Genomic DNA, 16,653 nt, shown 5'->3' with positions numbered 1-16,653 from the left:
AATGATAAAGAATTTTGTTGAAGAATTAACCTGGAGAGGTATGATTCATACCGTAATGCCAGGAGCAGAAGAACATTTAATGGAACAGATGAGAAGTGCATATGTTGGCTTCGATCCTACTGCAGATTCTTTACATATTGGAAATTTAGTACCCATTATGCTATTGGCACATTACCAACGTTGTGGGCACAAGCCTGTGGCCTTGGTTGGTGGCGCTACAGGTATGATTGGGGATCCGTCTGGGAAATCGAACGAGCGTAATTTGTTAGACGAAAAAACCTTGCGTCACAATCAAGAATCTATTAAAAAGCAATTGGCTCACTTTTTAGATTTTGAAAGCGATGCGAGTAATGCGGCTACTTTAGTGAATAATTACGATTGGATGAAAGACTTCTCGTTTCTAGAGTTTATTCGCGATGTAGGTAAGCACATTACAGTAAATTATATGATGGCGAAAGATTCTGTAAAAAATAGAATTTCTTCAGATTCATCTGAAGGTATGAGTTTTACCGAGTTTACATATCAGTTAGTACAAGGATACGATTTTCTTCATTTATACAGAGAAAAAGATTGCTCCATTCAAATGGGAGGAAGCGACCAATGGGGAAATATTACAACGGGAACCGAGTTAATACGTCGTATTTCTGGAGGAAAAGGTTTTGCTATTACTTGTCCGTTAATAACAAAATCCGATGGGTCTAAATTTGGAAAATCTGAAGGCGGAAATGTTTGGTTAGATGCCAACAGAACATCACCTTATAAATTCTATCAATATTGGTTAAATTCAAGCGATGAGGATGCCGAAAAGTATATTAAAATATTTACTTTTTTAACCGAAGAAGAAATAAAAGCACTAGTTATTCAGCATAATGAAGCGCCGCATTTAAGAGCCTTACAAAAACGATTGGCAGAAGAAATTACAACCATGGTACATTCTAAAGATGATTTAGAAAATGCGATTAAAGCCAGCGAAATTTTATTTGGAAACTCTACTGGAGACGATTTAAAACAGCTTAACGAACAAACCTTTTTAGATGTTTTTGATGGTGTGCCACTTACCGAAATTTCAGAATCTGATATCGTATCAGGGTTAGATATTATAGCAGCATTAGCTGAAAAAGGCGGTTTTTTAAAATCGAATGGAGAAGCCAGACGTGCTTTAAAAGAGAATTCTATTTCTGTAAATAAAGAGAAGGTGCAAGAGGGCTATATGATTTCAAAAGCCGATTTAATAAACGATAAATTCGTGCTCTTGCAGCGTGGTAAAAAGAATTACTTTGTTTTAAGATTGGTATAAAATAGAAAGAGCCTGATTACAAATAAGTAACCAGGCTTTTTCAAACTAACCAACCATTAAAAATTAATCCTTCTTTTTCATTACAATAATATAGTCGATGGATTTATTTTAAACTTACAAAGATTTTTAAATAAATTATAAGACCATAAGGTTACAGCCACGAATATCCGAGTTGTCAAAGCGACCAATAACTTCAAAACAGCCATTTTTATTAACGCTACCTAAATCTTGCGTGGCAATAAAAGCGCAGGAATTTATATTGGCTAAATCAATAATATTTAATCCGCCAACCTTATTTTCTGGTAAAATGCTTAAGGCATCCTCGGTGTCTCTAACTAAAACACGCATCCAATCTGGACATTTAAAAATACCGTTTCCTTGGGAGTAAGCCTGACTCAAAAGTTCGGTCATGCCATATTCACTGTGAATTGTATTAACGCCAAAACCTACTTTTAGTTGGGCATGTAGTTCCTCTCTTATTAATTCTTTTCGTCTGCCTTTCATGCCACCAGTTTCCATAATAATAGTGTTTTTTAATTGGAAATTATAAGTTTCAACTAGGTCTAAAAGTGCAAATGAAACACCAATTAACAATACTTTTTTTCCTTCGGAATCTAATCGAATAAGTGCCTCTTTTAATTCGGAAATATTATTTAAATAAAAGCCACTTTCTTTGTGTTTAGATGTTTTTATCATGGCATCGACCATGTAAATTAACGACGAGCCCTCACGCTCTAAATACGATGGCAACAAAGCCAAAATCACAAAATCTTCAACTGGGCCATAAAACAATTCGAAACCTCGAGTAAAACTTTCTTTGTAAATACTTAAATCGGTTACTAAATGTTTGCTTGTCGCGGTTCCTGTAGTTCCAGAACTGGTAAAGGTTGCTTTAATAGTATCGTCACTGCTTAATATTTCATGCGTTTTAAAAAACTGTATGGGTAAAAAAGGAATGTCGTTTAATGTTTTAACATCACTGGTATGTATGTATAATAAATCGCAAAACGACCTGTAAATTCGGTTGTTGTTAAACTGAAATTTAAAAACTTGCAATGCTAAGTTTTCGAATTCTGTTTCGGTTTTAATATTAAAAAGCGCTTGACTGTCTATCATAATTCTAACAACAAAAGTAGCTAAAATAAAAAAGCGCTACCCAATGGAAACGCTTTAAAAATATTTAAAAAGAAGTTAAATTACTTTATCACTAATTTCTTAACCTCTGTAATATTGTTTTCGGTTATTTTTAAAATATAAACACCTCTGTTTAAGTGAGCAATATTAAGTTCTTTTCTATTAATATAGGTTGTGGAGATAAGTTTTCCTAAAATATCATAAAATTCAATTTTTTTAGTTAAATTGTTTTTGGAATTTATATAAATAACGGTTTGATTATTTGTTACCGGATTAGGATAAATACTGAGATTTTCAATGTTATTATGAGCAAAATCTTTGCCATTATTATTCTGGCTAAATCCGTTTTGGCTAGCAAAAAACAGGGTCGTAAAAAACAAGATTACAAAGTAACTTTTTTTCATAAACTTTAGTTTTTTTATTAAAAATAACAAATTTATTACAAATTTGATGCCAAAAAGTTGTTAAAGATGTTTGTTTTAGTGCTCAATTTTAAATTCATGTAATCGGTCTGTTACCTTAATGTTATTAATTTTATAATTTAGATGAAGTTGTTTTATTAGTTTTATCTTTACTTCATAAAATAGTTTAATAATTGTTTTCTAATGAAAAAAAAGGATATTAAAATATTATTAGTTGATGACGAACCAGATATTTTAGAAATAGTTGGTTATAATTTAACAAGTGAAGGCTATCAAGTAATTACCGCCGAAAACGGTCATGAGGGCGTAAAAAAAGCCAAAAAAGAACAGCCTCAATTAATTATTTTAGACGTTATGATGCCTGAAATGGATGGCATTGAAGCTTGTGAAATTATTAGAAAAAATCCAGATTTAGAAAATACACTTATAGTATTTTTAACGGCAAGAGGTGAAGATTATTCGCAGGTGGCTGGTTTCGACGCTGGTGCCGATGATTATATTACCAAACCTATAAAACCCAAAGTTTTAGTTAGTAAAGTAAAAGCACTTTTAAGACGTTTTAAAGACGAAGAAGTTTCAGATACCGTTAAAATAGGTAGTCTTATTATTAACAGAGACGAGTACAAAATTACTTCCAAAGGAAAAGAAATTGTTCTACCAAGAAAAGAATTTGAATTACTATCTTTACTAGCATCAAAACCAGGTAAAGTTTTTAAACGCGATGAAATTCTTGACACGGTTTGGGGTAACGAAGTTGTGGTTGGTGGTCGTACCATTGATGTGCATATTAGAAAATTACGTGAAAAAATAGGCGACGATAGTTTTAAAACAATAAAAGGAGTAGGCTATAAGTTTGTAGATTAATGCAACAGAAATTTAAAAAATCATATAAGTTTGCGATTAAAACATCGCTTTATATAACCATTTTTACAACGCTCTTAACGAGTGTTTTTTTATTTGGTTTTTATAAAGTAAATCTGCTTTATTTAATCGTTTTTTTTCTAGTAACCTATCTTTTTAGCTTTATGGTTATTCAGTATCGGGTAGAGCGTTTTATTTATAAACGGGTAAAAAAAATATATGATGATTTAACTCTTTTGGAATCTACTAGCATAACCAAAGGCACCATTACTACAGACATGCAAACCTTAACAGAAGAAATTGATAGGTTTGCCCGCGATAAAAAAATTGAAATAGAATCCCTTAAAGTTCGAGAGCAATACCGACGCGAGTTTTTAGGAAATGTATCTCATGAGTTAAAAACACCTTTGTTTACCGTTCAAGGATATATTTTAACGCTTTTGGATGGTGCGATGGACGACGAAAATCTACGTGAAAAGTATCTAGAACGTGCTAGTAAAGGGATAGAAAGACTGGGTTATATTGTAAAAGACTTAGATATGATTACCAAGTTGGAAGTTGGTGATTTAAGTTTAAATATAGAGGTTTTCGATATTGTAGAACTTATTAAAGGTGTTTTTGAAATGTTTGAAATGAAAGCAGCCAAAAAGAAAATAACGTTAACCTTCGATAGAGATTATCCCAATCCAATTTTTGTAAAGGCAGATAAAGAGCGCATTCAGCAAGTACTTGCTAACTTAATTGTGAATTCTATAAAATACGGACAAGAAAAAGGGACTACCGAGTTAAGTGTAGAGAATTTAATTAAAAATAAAGTTATTGTTCGTGTAACCGATAATGGTGAAGGTATCGAGAAGAAACATTTATCTCGTTTATTTGAACGTTTTTACAGAGTAGACAAAAGTGGTTCTCGAAAAGAAGGTGGCTCTGGTTTAGGACTTTCTATTGTAAAACATATTATTGAAGCTCACAACGAACGTATTTATGTAGAGAGCGACTTTGGGGTTGGTAGTGAGTTTTCATTCACTCTCGAAAAGGCTAAATAACTTTTTAAAGTCTGTATTAAAATTAATAGCTTTTAAACCTTTAAAAGTATCCATGTTTTCGAGTTTGTTTAAATTAAAATCGTCTTGAGCGCAGCTTGGTACAAGTTTCAATTCTGTTAAACGTTTAGCTAAATATTCCTGTTCAAATTGACCTGGTGTGGGAATAAAAAACGCTTTTTTGCCGAGTTTTGCTAAATCCATAACCGTGGTGTAGCCCGATCGAGAGATAATTAAAGCACTTTCGTTAATGGTTTTTTCCAACAAGCTTGAAGTCATAAAATTGTAAAACGTTATGTTATTAATAACTTCTGTGGTTTGTTCGGCCTGCATAATGCCCTTAACAAAAACTACGGTTCCTTTGTAATTTTTTAATTCTGAAATAAGTTTTTCTTCAAGAAAGGTTCGTTGTGGCTCGGGACCAGACAACAAAACAAGCATATCGTTTAAAACTGGGCCATCTTTTTTTTCAAACCTACTTAAAGCTCCTATGTATTCGGTTGGGATTTCAAATGTTTCTGGATGTCCAAGTTTACCGCTTAAATTGGGTAGTTTTTTAACATCGGGTACCCAGCAAGCATCAAATTTTCTAATAAATTCTTCATGTATTTTTGTGCTAAACCAAGTGGTTGTTCCGCTTAAAACCTTAAGTTGATGGGTAATGAAAACAGAAGGAATATGCTTGCTGTAAACTCCTAAACGATTATCGGAAATTATACCATCAATCTTATAAGTTTCAATAAGTTGTATAGTGGCTTTTTTTTCAGATTTTATCGCTTTTAAAAGCTTGGGTGCATCTTTAATAATTTTTAATTTAAAAAATTTGCCTTTTTTAGCATAGGTTACATTGTAAGAAGGTAATTCAACCGATATTAAATTTGGAAATTCCTTCTGTAAAAGTGTAAGTGCAACACCATCACTTGCGATAATAGGTTCGAAATTATGCGTTATTAAAGCGTTTATAATAGGAATACTTCGAGTGGCATGACCCAAACCCCAATTTAAAGGCGCAACTAAAATTCGTTTTTTCATAAAGAAGATGAAGCCGAAGCTTTAGAATTCAATGTTGTATTAATAAAAAAACAATCGAATGGGCGTCAAACAAGCTTTTTTAATAAATTCAAAGATAAGCATATAAATGCTCTTGTATATTTCCTTAATTTTACCAAATAATTAAAATAAAGGATATTATTCGTGGGAAGTAAGAATAAACTAAGACGATTTAGAGAAAATGAAACATTTTCAAATGTATTTCAACCAACGCGTGATGAGTTAGTAAATGAAACATATCGTTTGAAAGGACAATGGAATAAAACAGTTTTTAAAAATAATAACCCATTAGTTTTAGAATTAGGTTGCGGTAAAGGCGAATATTCTGTGGCTTTGGCCAAAAAATACCCAAATAAAAATTTTATAGGAATCGATATAAAAGGCGCGCGTTTTTGGCGTGGTGCTAAAACTGCAACCGAGGAGCAATTGCCTAATGTTGCTTTTTTACGTACCCAAATAGAATTAATTGATCATGCTTTTGCAAACGAAGAAGTCGACGAAATCTGGATCACCTTCCCAGACCCGCAAATAAAATACAAGCGCACAAAGCATCGTATGACCAATGCAACTTTTTTAAAGCGCTATAAAGCTATTTTAAAACCAGATGGTGTTGTAAACTTAAAAACCGATAGCGAATTTATGCACGGTTATACCTTAGGGTTGTTGCATGGCGCTGGTCATGAAGTTTTATATGCTAATCATAATGTTTACAAGCAAGAAGGAAGTCCCGAAGAGGTTACCAGTATTCAAACATTTTACGAATCTCAATATTTAGAACAAAATAAACCAATTACGTATATTAGGTTTAAAATTAAGTAATTGTGAATATAACCATCCTCTTTTTTTTAGGCTTAATTATAGCATTGGTAGGTGTTATACCACCCGGATTGTTAAATATGACGGCTGCTAAAATTAGCTTAAAAGAAGGCCATGTTAGGGGTGTTATGTTTTCTATTGGAGTTTGTGTAATTGTTTTGTTTCAAACAGCTATCGCTGCTATTTTTGCGAGTTATTTAAGCAATCATTCAGAGGTTGTAAAAATACTTCAACGGGTTGCTTTTGTTATTTTTGTGCTCATTACCGTTTACTTTTTGCTCATCGCCAAAAAAGAATCAAAAGAACTTAAAGAACCCCAATCTCGAAGTAAAAAGAGTCGGTTTTTTCAAGGCTTGCTCATGTCGGCAATTAACGTTTTTCCTATACCGTATCAGGCTTATATGACGGTTACCTTGGCTTCTATTGGTTGGATGGATTTTACCAAAATTAGCATTTCATCTTACGTAGCAGGTGCTGTTATGGGAACTTTCGTTATGTTGTATGTTTATATATTTTTCTTTCATAAAATTAAAGATAAACCCATTGCTTCCCAACGAAGTATGAATTATTTAATAGGAAGTATTACTGGAATTATTTCTGTTGTTACCTTAATAAACATTATTAAAGATTTATAAAAATGAAGGAGCAAACGCTTAGTTTTTTCGAGAGCGTATATGAGGTGGTTCGTTTGGTGCCTTATGGCAGAGTTACAACCTATGGAGCCATTGCAAACTATTTAGGTGCTGTAAGAAGTGCGCGTATGGTAGGTTACGCAATGAATAATTCTCACGATAAACAGGTGCCAGCACATCGTGTGGTAAATAGAAAAGGGTTGTTAACGGGTAAGCATCATTTTGAAGGCACGAATCTTATGCAGCAACTTTTAGAAAACGAAGGAATACGCGTTGAAAACAATCAAATTCAAAACTTCGAAAATTTGTTTTGGGATCCATCTAAAGCCTTGTAAATCTTTTATTTTATTGATTTTTTTTCATCGATTGCAGGTCTAAGTTTAAATTATAAAAAAACGTAATATAACCATCAATCATTTCAATAAAAGGCCTTTAAATTCTAAACAATTAGCAGTATATTTACATCCCTAGAATTAATCTAAATAAAGCATGAAGCTAAATAAAAAAGACATTCTTAAAGCGTTGGAAACCATTACGGTACCTGGTGAAGGAAAGAATATGGTAGAAAGTGGTGCTATAACTAATGTGGTCACTTTTGGAGATGAAGTTGTTGTAGATATTACCATTACAAATCCAAGTTTACAAGCAAAAAAACGTACTGAAGTAGAAATTTTAAAGACCATTCACGATCTGGTTTATGAAAAAGCAAAGATTAAAGTGAATGTAAAAGTTGATGCGCCGGAAAAACCTAAAGCGAATGTAATTAAAGGCAATCCCATTCCAGGAATACAGAATATTGTTGCTGTAGCCTCTGGTAAAGGTGGTGTTGGAAAATCTACAGTAACAGCTAATTTAGCAGTTACATTAACTAAGATGGGTTTTAAAGTTGGTGTTTTAGATGCCGATATTTACGGACCTTCGATGCCTATTATGTTCGATGTAGAAACCGAACGTCCTTTAGCGGTTACTATCGATGGAAAATCGAAAATGAAACCTGTCGAGAATTACGGAATAAAAGTATTATCTATTGGCTTTTTTACACAACCAAACCAAGCGGTTGTTTGGAGAGGACCCATGGCGGCAAAAGCTCTAAATCAAATGATTTTTGATGCCCACTGGGGGGAATTAGATTTTATGCTAATTGATTTACCACCAGGAACAGGCGATATTCACTTAAGTATCATGCAGTCTTTACCAATTACGGGTGCTGTTGTTGTTAGTACACCTCAAAATGTAGCCTTAGCCGATGCTAAAAAGGGTGTAGCCATGTTTCAGCAAGAAAGTATCGATGTGCCTGTTTTAGGAATTATTGAAAACATGGCCTACTTTACTCCAGATGAACTTCCAAATAATAAATATTATATCTTCGGCAAAGAGGGCGCCATGAATTTGGTAGAAGATTTACAAGTGCCTTTTTTAGGCGAAGTGCCTTTAGTACAAAGTATACGTGAAGCTGGTGATGTAGGAAGACCAGCAGCCTTACAAACCGCTACTGCTACCGAACAAGCTTTTGAAGCGATAACCAAACGCGTGGTTGAAGAAGTAGTGAAAAGAAACACGAATTTACCTCCAACCGAAGCTATTAAAATTACAACTATGGCAGGTTGTTCATCTGTTAAAAATAAATAAATGACCTCAGAAGAAGTTAGAATAAATGTTGAAAAAGCCTTAGATGAAATTCGTCCTTTTTTACAAAGTGATGGAGGCGATATTTCATTATTATCTATTGAAGATAATGATACTTTGGTAAAAGTACAGCTACAAGGTGCTTGCGTTGGCTGCAGCGTTAATCAAATGACACTTAAATCTGGCGTGGAAATGACTATTAAAAAGTATGTGCCTAAGATTGAGCGCGTAGTAAATATTTCAGTTTAATTTCATTTACAATTAAGCAAATAATTTTTTCATTTACGAATGCTTTCGATGTTATAATTAGTAGCTATAAATAACTTAGTAGCTACTAATTATAATTTCAATCTGAAAAATAAAACTATCTAGAATACATAAAACCTATTAAGTCTATAAGAATTATAGGGTTTAATTTGCAAATTATAAATTTAGTAGTATTTTTGCCGATATTTTTAGGCATAAAAACAAAGCAATAGGGCACAAACGCCTAATTTTATTAGAGTACAATAATGGATATTAAAATTAATATAATAGATAGAGATGGTGTTTCACACGAGGTTTTAGCACCAACAGATATGGCAATGAACTTAATGGAAGTGGTTCGTTCCTACGAATTAGCACCAGAAGGTACTATTGGTGTTTGTGGCGGAATGGCTATGTGTGCATCATGCCAATGTTATGTTTTAAGTGAGACCGAATTACCTGAAATGTCAGATGATGAAGAGGCTATGCTTTCTGAAGCTTTTAATGTAAAGGAAAACAGCCGTTTGGGTTGTCAAATTCAAATGACTCCAGAAATGAATGGGTTAGAAGTTGAATTAGCACCAGAGAGTTAAACTCTTTTTATAATTATACAAAACAAAGGCAAGCTCTTCAAAAGGCTTGCCTTTGTTTTTTAGTTAGTTTTATAACTTAATAAGGTTCTAGGACCTTCTAAAACGACTCTTACAATTTTAAGGATACCATCATCGGTAGTTTCAATGAGCCATTTTATTAAAGTAATTGCACCGTTTTCAATTTCAATCCCAGTAATACTTCTTGGGTGTACACAACTTCCATCGTTAAAAAATGCAATATCACCAGGTTCTGGAAAACGCGGACGATGGGTATGTCCCACAATGGTTATTAAATTGTTGTTTTCGGCAATCCATTTTTTTGTTCTGCGTTCAACTTTTATAAGTTCTTTATAGTTTTTTGCTGGGGTTGTTGGGTCTGAAATACCCATAACATTAAGTGGTTTCCAAAGAATTCTTACTAAAAACCGACTCCATTTCCAGAAGGTGTAATTCCACCAATCTGCTTGGTGTCCATGGGTTAAAAAAAGTTCCTGCTTGGTTTCTGTATGTTTTAATATAATACCTTCATGGTATTTTAAATTGCAAAACAATTCCACATCTTCACCTAATTTTTCATCGAAGTAAGTCGAAAGGTTTTTTTCAACATAATCCGGATTTCTATAAACCATATCGTGGTTTCCCCAAATCATGTGTAAACGTTCCTGTTCATGAAATTGTTTCATAAGCATGTATACATTCTTATGCGCTTCAAAAATGGGTTGAAACGATAGGTTTTCCCAAAGTTCATCACCATCACCAACTTCACAATATTGAAAGCCTTCGTTGTAATAATGTTTTAATGCGTGAAAATATATGTTGCGGTTATTCGCAAAATCATCGGCAAAACTATTATCGCCTCTGTGACAATCGCTAAATAATATAAACTTACTAGTGTCATTAAAATGAATGATCTTAGCGTTTTTATAGGCGTTATCGAATCTCTTTTTACTTGAAAACATAAAGTAAATTTAGCTAAAAATAGTGTAAAAATACGTTTCGTTTTAAAACGTCTTACGAATAATTTAATCGCGTTTTTTACTTCTTATTTAAAAGCATTAAAGCCTGTAATATCTAAACCTGTTATAAGTAAATGAATGTCGTGCGTACCTTCGTAGGTAATCACACTTTCTAAATTCATCATGTGTCTCATAATGCTGTATTCTCCCGTAATGCCCATGCCACCTAGCATTTGTCGAGCCTCGCGCGCAATTTGTATGGCCATATTTACATTATTTCGTTTTGCCATAGATATTTGTGCAGAACTGGCTTTGTTTTCATTTTTTAAAACACCTAAACGCCAGGTTAAAAGTTGCGCCTTGGTAATTTCTGTAATCATTTCGGCTAACTTTTTTTGTTGTAGTTGAAATTGACCAATAGGTTTTTCAAATTGCATACGCTCTTTACTGTAGCGCAGTGCCGTATCGTAACAATCCATAGCAGCACCAACAGCGCCCCAAGCGATGCCGTAACGTGCAGAATCTAAGCAACCCAATGGCGCCCCTAAACCCGATTTATTTGGTAATAAATTTTCTTTTGGCACTTTAACATTATCAAAAATAAGCTCCCCAGTAGCCGATGCTCTTAAAGACCATTTATTGTGCGTTTCTGGAGTTGAGAAACCTTCCATACCGCGCTCTACAATGAGTCCGTGAATGCGTTCGGTTTCATCTTTAGCCCAAACGACAGCAACTTGTGCAAAGGGCGCATTGCTAATCCACATTTTAGCACCATTTAAAAGATAATAATCTCCCATGTCTTTAAAATGGGTTGTCATGCCACCAGGATTACTTCCGTGGTCGGGTTCTGTTAAACCGAAACAGCCCATCCATTCGCCACTGGCCAATTTGGGCAAGTATTTTTGTCGTTGTGCCTCGTTACCATATTTCCAGATGGGATATATTACGAGCGACGATTGTACCGAAGCTGTAGAGCGCACACCAGAATCGCCACGTTCAATTTCTTGCATAATTAAGCCATACGATATTTGATCCAATCCAGCACCGCCATACTCAACAGGAATATAAGGGCCAAACGCACCAATGTCTGCCAAACCTTTTATTATTTGCGTTGGAAATTCGGCTTTTTGGGCATAGTCTTCAATAATAGGGGAGACCTCACGTTTTACCCACGTTCTGGCAGCATCACGAACCAATTTATGCTCTTCCGTGAGTAATTCGTCTAAGTTGTAATAATCTGGTGCTTCAAATAAATCTGGCTTCATTATTTTGATGTTTTGTAGAAATTTAAAATAAAATAATTAGAAATATCTATGCTTTTATGAGAAATCAATATTTTATTAGCTCAAATTTAATTAAATAATACTTGCTTATTACATTTTCAAATAGAAATCTTTCGTCAAATTAATATAGTCTTCGGTGTATTTGTGTCGTTGTGTTTCAATAATTAATTTTTCAAATTTGGTATCGCTTTCGCGGAAAGATAAGCTTATAGCGCTACGTTTTATTTCTGAATTTTCATGGCCTTGTATATGAAGTATTTTTTCTGGAAACAGTTTATAATGTGATGCTAATTGAATAAATTCTGCTGTTTCTTTAAAAGGGATAATCACCGAAAAAACACCCGCTTCCGAAAGTAATTTTGAAACACTTTCTAACAAATGATTAAAAGGCATCGCATCACTAAAACGGGCTAAATCTCTTTGTTCGTTTTCTGTTTTATAATCTTCGGTATAAAACGGCGGATTACAAATTATTAAATCGTATTGGTCTTCAATTTCTTCGACAAATTCTTCTAAAGAAGCATGATAACAAAATAAACGATCTCCCCAAGGAGATTGTTCAAAATTATCGACACATTGTTCGTAGGCGGCATCGTCAATTTCTAGGGCATCAATTATTTCGGCAGTGCTTCTTTGCGCTAACATTAATGCCAAAATACCAGTGCCTGCTCCTATATCTAAAATTGAAAATGGTTGTTCATCGATAGTTGTCCAGGCGCCTAAAATAACGGCATCGGTGCCAATTTTCATGGCGCATTGGTCTTGGTGTATTTGAAACTCTTTGAAAATGAAAGGTTTACTTGTCATTTTAGTTTGTTAAAAAATTAATAATTTTGTAGTTAATTGCTGTTAAAATATAATAAAATGTATTAAACAGTGTTAATAATATAAAAGTTGTTTAAAAAATTTGTAATATTATACTTCGAAAAGTAGTAGTTGAAAGGTGTTTTTAAACAGAAATTTAAAAATTGCTAATCTAAAATAATTGGTATGAAATATTCAGAAAAAGTCTTAGAAAAACTTTATAATTTGTTGTTACTAAATCACGAAGTTGAAAAATTGTATAATGAGGCTTTTGAATTAGTAAAAGATAGTAATTTCCGTTCTTTTTTTAAAGGTCAAGCCCTAGAAAGAAACGAATTTGGTGAAGAATTAAAAAAAGAAATTGGGAAGCTTGGCGGAAATCAAAAAGAATCATTAGCCTTTGGTAGAGCTTTTTATCTTAAAAGAATGAACTTTAAAAACTTAATTAAGTTACAGGCTGAAGACCAATTGTTAAGCGAAGTTTGTGCCATAAAAGAAGCAAGTATAAATAATTATAACGGGGTATTAATGGAAAGAAATTTGCCCTTAAGTTTATGTAAAATTTTAATAAAGCAAAGAGATCATATTCAGGTAAAACTGAATGTTTTAAAACGAGAAGAAATGTTTGTTGCTTAAATAAAATTATTAAGTTAAAAAAAGGCTAATCATTTTTGATTAGCCTTTTTTGTTTGTCTTATTATAAATACAAGTCAATTAAACCTTCGGGGGTGTTTACAACTATTGTTTTTGTGTCACGCTCTACTCTCACAATAAATTCATCATTCATTGGGATTAGAATTTCTCTTCCTTGGTTTTCAACTTCAAAAAGTGATTGCGATGTAGAATCGTTTACCCCAGTAATTTCTCCAACAATGCCATAATTTTCATCCATCATTTTAAAACCAATAATTTCATGGAAATAAAACTTGTTACCTTCTAATTTTGGTAAAAATTCCAGAGGCAAGAAAACCTCTGTTTTTATTAAAGCTTCGGCATCGGCTTCGGTTTCTACGTCTTCAAATTGTACACGAAGTAAATTAGATTTGTGTAGCTGAGAACTTTCAATAAAATAAGGTATTAAATTGTTATTGATGTCAAGAAAAAGGGCATCTAATTCTTCGTAAAGTTCGGGTTGGTCGGTGTCTAATTTTATTAATAATTCACCTTTAAAACTGTACTTTTTTACAATTTTTCCTAAATAAAAGCAATCGTCTTTTTTCATTTAAAGCCATATTTTGATTTTCGAAATTGAAAATCCAATAATTGAGTTACAAAATAATTTGCATAAAAAACTCCGATAAAATATCGGAGTTTAAAAGTATAAAAAATTTTGTTTTTTATTCTTCTTCGTTTGATGCTTCTGCTTCAGCGGCAGGAGCTTCTTCTTCAACAACCGGAGTTGCTGCAGCGATACGAGCTTCGTTAGCAGCTTTTTCAGCTTCTAAAGCTTTTGCTTTAGCTTCAGCTTGCGCTTTTGCTAAACCATCAATTTTTCCACTTACTTTGTTTGCTTTTTCATCAACCCAAGCTTGGAATTTTGCTTCAGCTTGTTCTTCTGTTAAAGCACCTTTTCTTACTCCACCAGCTAAATGGTTTTTAAGTAAAGCACCTTTGTAAGATAAAATAGCTTTAGCAGTGTCTGTTGGCTGCGCACCATTTTGTAACCAAGTTACAGCACCATCAACATTTAAATCTATACTTGCTGGGTTAGTGTTTGGATTGTAAGTTCCTAATTTTTCAAGGTATTTACCATCTCTTTTTGAACGAGCATCTGCTGCTACGATCCAGTAAAAAGGTTTCCCTTTTTTACCATGTCTTTGTAATCTAATTTTTACTGGCATAATAATTAATTAATTGAGGTTCTCGACCTCGGTTATTAATGAGGGCGCAAAGATACTATATTTTCTTTAATTAATATTATTTTATTATATTTTTTAATGTGTTGGTAATCAGTTTGTTTTTAAAAGAGTAAACAAACTGGAGTCGGTGCTTTGTAATCTTTTAAAAAGCTAAGCTTACCAGTATTCGTATCCACTTTAAAAACACTAATATTATTGCTCTTTTTGTTGGCTACAAGTAAAAAATTACCTGTAGGATCTAGGCTAAAGTTTCTAGGCCAATCGCCATGAGTAGACATGTTTTGCATTTTAGTTATTTCGCCAGTTTCTGTGTTTCTTTCAAATACCGCAATGCTGTTTTCGCCACGGTTTGAGCCATATAAAAAGCGTTCGTCTTTGCTTAAATGAATATCTGCGCAGGCATTTTTACCAGTATACTCCTCAGAAAGTGTCGATTTGTTATGAATCAATTCAAAAGCATCGTTTACTCTTTTTGCTGCCGTAATGGTGCTATTTAATTCGTTAATAATATAAATAAATTGGCCATTATTGGTTAGAACAAAGTGTCTGGGACCTGCATTTTTTTCTGTATCTAATATGGCTTCAGTTTTTAAAGTATAACTTTTGTTGTCGTTGGTTTGGTATTCAAAAACCGAATTTCTCCCCAAATCTGCCACATATAGATCGTTTTTGTAAAATTGAGCCGAATGTGCATGCGATTTTTCATTTGTTGTATTGTGGTTGAAAATCTGTGAAGCATCACTCAAAGATCCATCGTTATTAATGTCGTACAAAACAAGATTGCCGCCAACGTAATTAGAAACAGCTAGTTTGGTTCCCATTGTATTAACCGAAACATGACAAGGTGCGCCGCCAAAACTTTTTACACGATTAATAAATGTTAGCTCACCGTTTTTTTCAATTTTAAAAGACGATAAGGTTCCGTTATCATCCTCACCAACGGCATACACATATTTTTTATTAGGTGCGTAAGTAATAAAAGAAGGGTTCTTAGTTTTGGCAACAATTAGTAAGTTGTTTATCTCGCCCGTTTTTGTATTAAAGTCGATTTTATAAATACCTTCACTTTCTCCAGAAGTATACGTGCCAACATAAAGTGGTGCCATTTGGTTTTTACAATTAAAAAGCAATAAGGTTAAAATGAGTAGCAAAAACTTTAGTTTCATTGATAGAAGTTTTTTTTCAAAAGTAGTATTAAATTTCATAAAAATTCAATTATGTTAAATAGTCTTAAATAATCACAAACACTGTTAAATCGCTTGACAAACGCCTTGTTTTATCCTATATTAAAGTAAACAGTTTAATAAAAATGATTTTATAAGATTGTTTAAATGGTTTCATTAATTATTTAATTGTGTTTAATAATTAACGTAATCAATAAAGGTTGTATTCAATCTTTAAAAAATAAGAGAACAAACTCATGAAATTTAAAAATGAAAATGAATAACATGAAGTACAGCGAAAAAATTTCAAACAAGTTAAACGAATTATTAGTAAAAAACTATGATGCCGAAAAAGGGTATTTAAATGCTATTGATAATATTGATAACGACCGATTAAAAATGTTCTTTAAACGAAGAGCTTCCGAACGAAGCGAATTTGCTAAAGAATTAAGAACAGAGATTTTAAGATATGGCGAAATCCCAGAAAATTCGGGAAGTTTTAAAGGAGCAGCCCACAGAAACTGGATGAGTTTAAAATCAATGTTTAGTTCAAACAACGAAGAAGCTATCTTAGAAGAAGCCATTCGAGGCGAAGAAGCCAGCTTAGAAATTTATAATGAAATCTTAGAAGATAGAAATCTACCACCAACAATCGATTCGTTATTAACAAAGCAAAAAAACAGTCATTCAGGCCTCTATTAATACCGAAAAAGTGCATGAAGCATTAGTATCATAATTAGTAGTTTCTAGTTAAAAGAAAACGCAACTTTAACAGGTTGCGTTTTTTTTTTGTTTAAAACTCTTTAAAACTTCCTTTAAATAAAGCTGAAATTCTATGTATTTTTAATGGCTAAGTTTTCAATTTTCT

Annotated in this window: 20 protein-coding genes; 11 read left to right on the top strand and 9 right to left on the bottom strand. The window is 33.0% G+C overall.

Features of this window, described 5'->3' with window-relative positions; all coding sequences use genetic code 11:
* Position 1: 1 nt before the first annotated feature.
* Complete coding sequence (tyrS, locus tag AW14_RS02115; protein WP_044637307.1) at positions 2–1,297, top strand: tyrosine--tRNA ligase; 1,296 nt, start codon at positions 2–4, stop codon at positions 1,295–1,297.
* A 135-nt stretch (positions 1,298–1,432) separates the two neighbouring features.
* Here tyrS and AW14_RS02110 read toward each other — a convergent pair whose 3' ends face one another.
* Entirely contained in the window at positions 1,433–2,413 is a 981-nt protein-coding gene (locus AW14_RS02110) for a LuxE/PaaK family acyltransferase (protein ID WP_044637306.1), read from the bottom strand.
* A gap of 80 nt (positions 2,414–2,493) precedes the next feature.
* A complete protein-coding gene (locus tag AW14_RS02105; RefSeq protein ID WP_052647409.1) occupies positions 2,494–2,835 on the bottom strand; it encodes a T9SS type A sorting domain-containing protein in 342 nt (113 codons plus the stop codon).
* 201 nt (positions 2,836–3,036) lie between these two features.
* Here AW14_RS02105 and AW14_RS02100 point away from each other — a divergent pair, with 201 nt between their 5' ends.
* Positions 3,037–3,717, top strand: a complete 681-nt coding sequence (locus AW14_RS02100) for a response regulator transcription factor (RefSeq protein WP_044637305.1) — start codon at positions 3,037–3,039, stop codon at positions 3,715–3,717.
* Entirely contained in the window at positions 3,717–4,760 is a 1,044-nt protein-coding gene (locus AW14_RS02095) for a sensor histidine kinase (protein ID WP_044637304.1), read from the top strand. Before AW14_RS02100 ends, AW14_RS02095 begins: the two co-directional genes overlap by 1 nt.
* Here AW14_RS02095 and AW14_RS02090 read toward each other — a convergent pair.
* On the bottom strand, positions 4,734–5,789 hold the full coding sequence (locus tag AW14_RS02090) for a glycosyltransferase (RefSeq protein ID WP_044637303.1): 1,056 nt from the start codon (positions 5,787–5,789) through the stop codon (positions 4,734–4,736). The two genes, AW14_RS02095 and AW14_RS02090, sit on opposite strands and share 27 nt — an antisense overlap.
* 162 nt (positions 5,790–5,951) lie before the next feature.
* Here AW14_RS02090 and trmB point away from each other — a divergent pair, with 162 nt between their 5' ends.
* The 6 genes from trmB (at position 5,952) to AW14_RS02060 (ending at position 9,720) form a co-directional block, all read left to right on the top strand.
* Complete coding sequence (gene trmB, locus AW14_RS02085) at positions 5,952–6,626, top strand: tRNA (guanosine(46)-N7)-methyltransferase TrmB (RefSeq protein ID WP_044637302.1); 675 nt, start codon at positions 5,952–5,954, stop codon at positions 6,624–6,626.
* 2 nt (positions 6,627–6,628) lie between these two features.
* Positions 6,629–7,258 carry a LysE family translocator gene (locus AW14_RS02080; RefSeq protein WP_044637301.1) on the top strand — a complete coding sequence of 210 codons (630 nt, stop codon included), beginning with the start codon at positions 6,629–6,631 and terminating at the stop codon, positions 7,256–7,258.
* Between the two features lie 2 nt (positions 7,259–7,260).
* Positions 7,261–7,590 carry an MGMT family protein gene (locus AW14_RS02075; RefSeq protein ID WP_044637300.1) on the top strand — a complete coding sequence of 110 codons (330 nt, stop codon included), beginning with the start codon at positions 7,261–7,263 and terminating at the stop codon, positions 7,588–7,590.
* Between the two features lie 154 nt (positions 7,591–7,744).
* Positions 7,745–8,884 (top strand): Mrp/NBP35 family ATP-binding protein, encoded by a 1,140-nt coding sequence (locus tag AW14_RS02070; RefSeq protein WP_044637299.1) that lies wholly within the window; start codon positions 7,745–7,747, stop codon positions 8,882–8,884.
* Complete coding sequence (locus AW14_RS02065; RefSeq protein WP_044637298.1) at positions 8,885–9,130, top strand: NifU family protein; 246 nt, start codon at positions 8,885–8,887, stop codon at positions 9,128–9,130. It begins immediately after the preceding gene.
* A gap of 260 nt (positions 9,131–9,390) precedes the next feature.
* Positions 9,391–9,720: a 2Fe-2S iron-sulfur cluster-binding family protein gene (locus tag AW14_RS02060; protein ID WP_044637297.1), complete on the top strand. Its 330-nt coding sequence runs from the start codon at positions 9,391–9,393 to the stop codon at positions 9,718–9,720.
* Between the two features lie 59 nt (positions 9,721–9,779).
* Here AW14_RS02060 and AW14_RS02055 read toward each other — a convergent pair whose 3' ends face one another.
* The 3 genes from AW14_RS02055 to AW14_RS02045 form a co-directional block, all read right to left on the bottom strand.
* Positions 9,780–10,679 carry a metallophosphoesterase family protein gene (locus tag AW14_RS02055; RefSeq protein ID WP_044637296.1) on the bottom strand — a complete coding sequence of 300 codons (900 nt, stop codon included), beginning with the start codon at positions 10,677–10,679 and terminating at the stop codon, positions 9,780–9,782.
* Between the two features lie 83 nt (positions 10,680–10,762).
* Positions 10,763–11,941: an acyl-CoA dehydrogenase family protein gene (locus AW14_RS02050; RefSeq protein ID WP_044637295.1), complete on the bottom strand. Its 1,179-nt coding sequence runs from the start codon at positions 11,939–11,941 to the stop codon at positions 10,763–10,765.
* Positions 11,942–12,049: 108 nt separating this feature from the next.
* Positions 12,050–12,766 (bottom strand): tRNA1(Val) (adenine(37)-N6)-methyltransferase, encoded by a 717-nt coding sequence (locus AW14_RS02045; protein WP_044637294.1) that lies wholly within the window; start codon positions 12,764–12,766, stop codon positions 12,050–12,052.
* A 183-nt stretch (positions 12,767–12,949) separates the two neighbouring features.
* On the opposite strand from AW14_RS02045, the gene AW14_RS14370 reads away from it, so the two are divergent.
* The gene (locus tag AW14_RS14370; RefSeq protein ID WP_052647408.1) at positions 12,950–13,399 is read left to right on the top strand and encodes a DUF2383 domain-containing protein; all 450 of its coding nucleotides are present in this window, start codon (positions 12,950–12,952) and stop codon (positions 13,397–13,399) included.
* Positions 13,400–13,460: 61 nt separating this feature from the next.
* Here the strand turns inward: AW14_RS14370 and rimM are convergent, their stop codons facing one another.
* The 3 genes from rimM to AW14_RS02025 all read right to left on the bottom strand — a co-directional run bounded on the left by rimM (position 13,461) and on the right by AW14_RS02025 (position 15,788).
* Positions 13,461–13,985 (bottom strand): ribosome maturation factor RimM, encoded by a 525-nt coding sequence (gene rimM, locus AW14_RS02035; RefSeq protein ID WP_044637293.1) that lies wholly within the window; start codon positions 13,983–13,985, stop codon positions 13,461–13,463.
* Between the two features lie 115 nt (positions 13,986–14,100).
* A complete protein-coding gene (locus AW14_RS02030) occupies positions 14,101–14,604 on the bottom strand; it encodes a 30S ribosomal protein S16 (protein WP_044637292.1) in 504 nt (167 codons plus the stop codon).
* A gap of 119 nt (positions 14,605–14,723) precedes the next feature.
* The gene (locus AW14_RS02025) at positions 14,724–15,788 is read right to left on the bottom strand and encodes a lactonase family protein (RefSeq protein ID WP_044637291.1); all 1,065 of its coding nucleotides are present in this window, start codon (positions 15,786–15,788) and stop codon (positions 14,724–14,726) included.
* Positions 15,789–16,070: 282 nt separating this feature from the next.
* Here AW14_RS02025 and AW14_RS02020 point away from each other — a divergent pair, with 282 nt between their 5' ends.
* Entirely contained in the window at positions 16,071–16,487 is a 417-nt protein-coding gene (locus AW14_RS02020; protein ID WP_316930047.1) for a ferritin-like domain-containing protein, read from the top strand.
* The last annotated feature ends 166 nt before the right edge of the window (positions 16,488–16,653 follow it).

Source organism: Siansivirga zeaxanthinifaciens CC-SAMT-1, assembly GCF_000941055.1.
GTDB lineage: Bacteria > Bacteroidota > Bacteroidia > Flavobacteriales > Flavobacteriaceae > Siansivirga > Siansivirga zeaxanthinifaciens.
This window is presented reverse-complemented; position numbering and strand designations above follow the sequence as displayed.

Coding starts and splice junctions, on each gene's coding strand:
- tyrS (WP_044637307.1), top strand. CDS start 2: ATGATAAAGAATTTTGTTGAAGAATTAACCTGGAGAGGTATGATTCAT.
- AW14_RS02110 (WP_044637306.1), bottom strand. CDS start 2,413: ATGATAGACAGTCAAGCGCTTTTTAATATTAAAACCGAAACAGAATTC.
- AW14_RS02105 (WP_052647409.1), bottom strand. CDS start 2,835: ATGAAAAAAAGTTACTTTGTAATCTTGTTTTTTACGACCCTGTTTTTT.
- AW14_RS02100 (WP_044637305.1), top strand. CDS start 3,037: ATGAAAAAAAAGGATATTAAAATATTATTAGTTGATGACGAACCAGAT.
- AW14_RS02095 (WP_044637304.1), top strand. CDS start 3,717: ATGCAACAGAAATTTAAAAAATCATATAAGTTTGCGATTAAAACATCG.
- AW14_RS02090 (WP_044637303.1), bottom strand. CDS start 5,789: ATGAAAAAACGAATTTTAGTTGCGCCTTTAAATTGGGGTTTGGGTCAT.
- AW14_RS02075 (WP_044637300.1), top strand. CDS start 7,261: ATGAAGGAGCAAACGCTTAGTTTTTTCGAGAGCGTATATGAGGTGGTT.
- AW14_RS02070 (WP_044637299.1), top strand. CDS start 7,745: ATGAAGCTAAATAAAAAAGACATTCTTAAAGCGTTGGAAACCATTACG.
- AW14_RS02065 (WP_044637298.1), top strand. CDS start 8,885: ATGACCTCAGAAGAAGTTAGAATAAATGTTGAAAAAGCCTTAGATGAA.
- AW14_RS02055 (WP_044637296.1), bottom strand. CDS start 10,679: ATGTTTTCAAGTAAAAAGAGATTCGATAACGCCTATAAAAACGCTAAG.
- AW14_RS02050 (WP_044637295.1), bottom strand. CDS start 11,941: ATGAAGCCAGATTTATTTGAAGCACCAGATTATTACAACTTAGACGAA.
- AW14_RS02045 (WP_044637294.1), bottom strand. CDS start 12,766: ATGACAAGTAAACCTTTCATTTTCAAAGAGTTTCAAATACACCAAGAC.
- AW14_RS14370 (WP_052647408.1), top strand. CDS start 12,950: ATGAAATATTCAGAAAAAGTCTTAGAAAAACTTTATAATTTGTTGTTA.
- rimM (WP_044637293.1), bottom strand. CDS start 13,985: ATGAAAAAAGACGATTGCTTTTATTTAGGAAAAATTGTAAAAAAGTAC.
- AW14_RS02030 (WP_044637292.1), bottom strand. CDS start 14,604: ATGCCAGTAAAAATTAGATTACAAAGACATGGTAAAAAAGGGAAACCT.
- AW14_RS02025 (WP_044637291.1), bottom strand. CDS start 15,788: ATGAAACTAAAGTTTTTGCTACTCATTTTAACCTTATTGCTTTTTAAT.
- AW14_RS02020 (WP_316930047.1), top strand. CDS start 16,071: ATGAAGTACAGCGAAAAAATTTCAAACAAGTTAAACGAATTATTAGTA.